2 protein-coding genes are annotated in these 3009 nt (G+C 68.3%); both read right to left on the bottom strand.

Annotated elements, in window-relative coordinates; translation table 11 throughout:
• Positions 1-1928 (bottom strand): carbamoyltransferase HypF (hypF, locus tag EA346_RS14965; RefSeq protein ID WP_296759928.1); only part of this gene is annotated, 1928 nt, incomplete at its 3' end.
• A gap of 331 nt (positions 1929-2259) precedes the next feature.
• A partial coding sequence (hypB, locus tag EA346_RS14960) for a hydrogenase nickel incorporation protein HypB (RefSeq protein ID WP_296759926.1) occupies positions 2260-3009 on the bottom strand: 750 nt, incomplete at its 5' end.

Genomic DNA, 3009 nt, shown 5'->3' with positions numbered 1-3009 from the left:
TCGAAGCGCTGCACGGGCTTGATGCCGAGCAGGCCGGCGGCGGCGTCGAAGTGGCGGCCGAGGCTGGTGGTCAACGGGCAGTTGATGCCGCGTTCCAGCAGTTCGGCGAGCTGGGACGCCAGCGGCTGGTCGGGAAAGCGTATGGCGATCTCCCCTCCCCGGCCCAGCGCGTGCAGCGCGGCCGCGGCCATGCGCCACGGTTCGCGCGCGGCGCGATCGCCACCGGGAAGTGCAAGCGGGGCGATGTGGCCGAGGCGTTCGAATCCGGCGCCTTCGAGTCGTAGCAGCTCGCCGCCCCAGGGCGTGCCGTCGGTTCCAAGGCCGACACCGTCCATCGCGATGCCGAGTACCGGTTCATCGAGTCCGTGCTCGGCCTGCACCGCCGCGAGGTGGGCATGGTGGTGCTGCACGCGGATCAACGGGACATCGAGTTCTTGCGCCATCGCGGCGGCGAGCTGGCTGCTGTAGAAGTCCGGATGCTGGTCGCAGGCGATGCGTTCGGGCCGGATTTCGAGGATGTCGAGCAGGTGCCGGGCGGTCTCGTCCAGCGAGCGGCAGGTCGCGGCGTTGTCGAGGTCGCCGACGTGCTGCGACAGGAAAGCCTGGTCGTCGCGGGTCACGCAGAGCGTGTTCTTCAGCCAGGCGCCGAGCGCGAGCACCGAGGGTCCACTGCGCGGCAGGCGAATCGCGTTCGGGGTGTAGCCGCGCGCGCGGCGCAGGAAGGAGGCGCCGCCGGCGCCGACCCGGATCACCGAGTCGTCGCAGCGCACGAGGATGTCGCGGTCATGCACCAGCAGCGCGTCGGCGATTCCGGCGAGGCGTCGCACGGCTTCGGCGTTATCGGTGACCAGCGGCTCGCCGCCGGGGTTGGCCGAGGTACAGACCAGCAGCCAGGGGTCGGCGTCCTCGGCTTCCAGCCAGGCAATGCCCGGGGGGCGGCCTGCAGCGTCGTGGAACAGCAGGTAGTGCAGCGGCGTGTAGGCAAACATCGCACCCAGCCAGGCGAGTCCGGGCGCAACGCCGGGAAGGGCTTCGTCGCAGCCGGGGGACTTGCGCAGCAGCACGATCGGCCGGTCGTGCGAGCGCAAAAGTCGATCCTCGGTTTCGCCGATGTCCACCAGGCCTTCGAGCACATTCAGGTTCGCGGCCATGACGGCCAGCGGCTTCTCCTCGCGGTGCTTGCGCGCGCGCAGCCGGGCGACACTGTCGGCATTGCGCGCGTCACAGAACAGATGGAAGCCACCCAGGCCCTTCACCGCCAGGATCTCGCCGGCCCGGATACGCCGCACGGTCTCGGCGATCGGATCCGCCGTGCTGATCCTGGTACCGTCCGGGTTCAGCAGTGTGAGGCTCGGACCGCAGTCCGGGCAGGCGTTCGGCTGGGCGTGGAAGCGCCGGTCCGCCGGGTCGTCGTATTCGTGCTGGCAGGGCGCGCACTGGGTGAACGCCGCCATGCTCGTGTTCGGCCGGTCGTAGGGAAGCGCGCGGGTCAGCGTGTAGCGCGGGCCGCAGTGGGTGCAGTTGATGAAGGGGTAGCGGTACCGCCGGTCTTTTGTGTCAAAAAGTTCCTCGAGGCAGGCCGGGCAGACGGCGGCGTCGGGGGTGATGCCGGTGCGCACGGCACCCGCGCGGCTGGGGGCGATCCGGAAGGCGGAGTCGGTGTCTGTTGGGTCTGGAGCCAGTTCGGTGGTCTCGACGGCATCCACGCGGGCCAGCGGCGGTGCCTCGGCGGGAAGGCGCCGCAGGAAATCCGCGACGACCTGCGGGCCGCCCTGGATCTCGAGATCAACGCCGGCGGCATCGTTGAGAACCCACCCGGTGAGGCCGAGTTCGACGGCGAGGCCGTAAACGTAGGGACGGAAGCCGACGCCCTGCACCTGACCGCGAACACGGACGTGGCGGCGGATCGTTTCGGCCCTAACTGTCATGGCCTCGGCGCGCGCCCCCCCGAAGGATGAGAGCACACGCGCCTATGGAGTGCGGCGGCTTGCCGCCGCTCGGGAGAGCTGGGTTGATCCCGGCACCGCACAGCGGGAGCAAGCTCCCGCACTCCATAAGCGGCAGTAGACTGCGGAAGAGGCCCCACCAGTCGGTCAGTCGCCTAGGCAGGGTCGACCATGCTAAAGCCGTCGCCGTGACTTTCACGTTGACTCTCATACCTTTGGACGCGCGAAACTCCGGATGATGAAAGCGGGGGCAAGCTCCCGCACTCCATAAGATGGTGTGCAGGGCGGAAGAGGTCGCACGCCGGCTCCCGATTCAGCGCCCTTGCCGGGCCTCCTGCAACTCGGCCTCGAGTTCGGCCACGCGACGCCGCAGCGCCTCGACGTCGTCCACGGGCGCCGACTTCGGACCCATCGCCGCCTGCAACCAGTTCAGCCAGGACTCCATGCCCTCGCCGGTCCGGGCCGAGACCTGCAGGACCTCGAGCTTGGGATTGATCCGCCGCGCGTACCCGATGCACCGCTCGACATCGAAATCGACATAGGGCAACAGGTCGATCTTGTTCAGGATCATCAGGTCCGATGCGTGGAACATGTCCGGGTATTTCAACGGCTTGTCCTCGCCCTCGGTGACCGAGAGGATGACCACCTTGTGCGCCTCGCCGAGATCGAAAGCCGAAGGACAGACGAGGTTTCCGACGTTTTCGATCAGCAGCAGCCCACTCCCTTCCAGCTTCAGGTGCTGGACCGCGTGTCCGACCATGTGCGCGTCGAGGTGGCAGCCCTTGCCGGTGTTCACCTGCACCGCCGGCGCACCGGTGGCACGGATACGCTCGGCATCGTTGCTGGTCTGCTGGTCGCCCTCGATCACGCTGACCGGGTAGCGTCCCTGCAGTTGTTCGATCGTCGCGGTGAGCAGGCTGGTCTTGCCGGAACCGGGGCTGGAGACGAGGTTCAGCGCGAGGATGCCGTGCCGCTGGAAGTGTTCGCGGTTGCTGTTCGCGTACGCGTTGTTCTTGCCGAGGATGTCCTGCTCGATGCGGACCATGCGCTCCTGGGTCATCCC

This window comes from Thioalkalivibrio sp. (genome assembly GCF_007692535.1).
In the GTDB taxonomy this organism is placed as follows: domain Bacteria; phylum Pseudomonadota; class Gammaproteobacteria; order Ectothiorhodospirales; family Ectothiorhodospiraceae; genus Thioalkalivibrio.
Note: the sequence above shows the minus strand (reverse complement) of the source record. Positions and strands in the feature narration are given on the sequence as shown.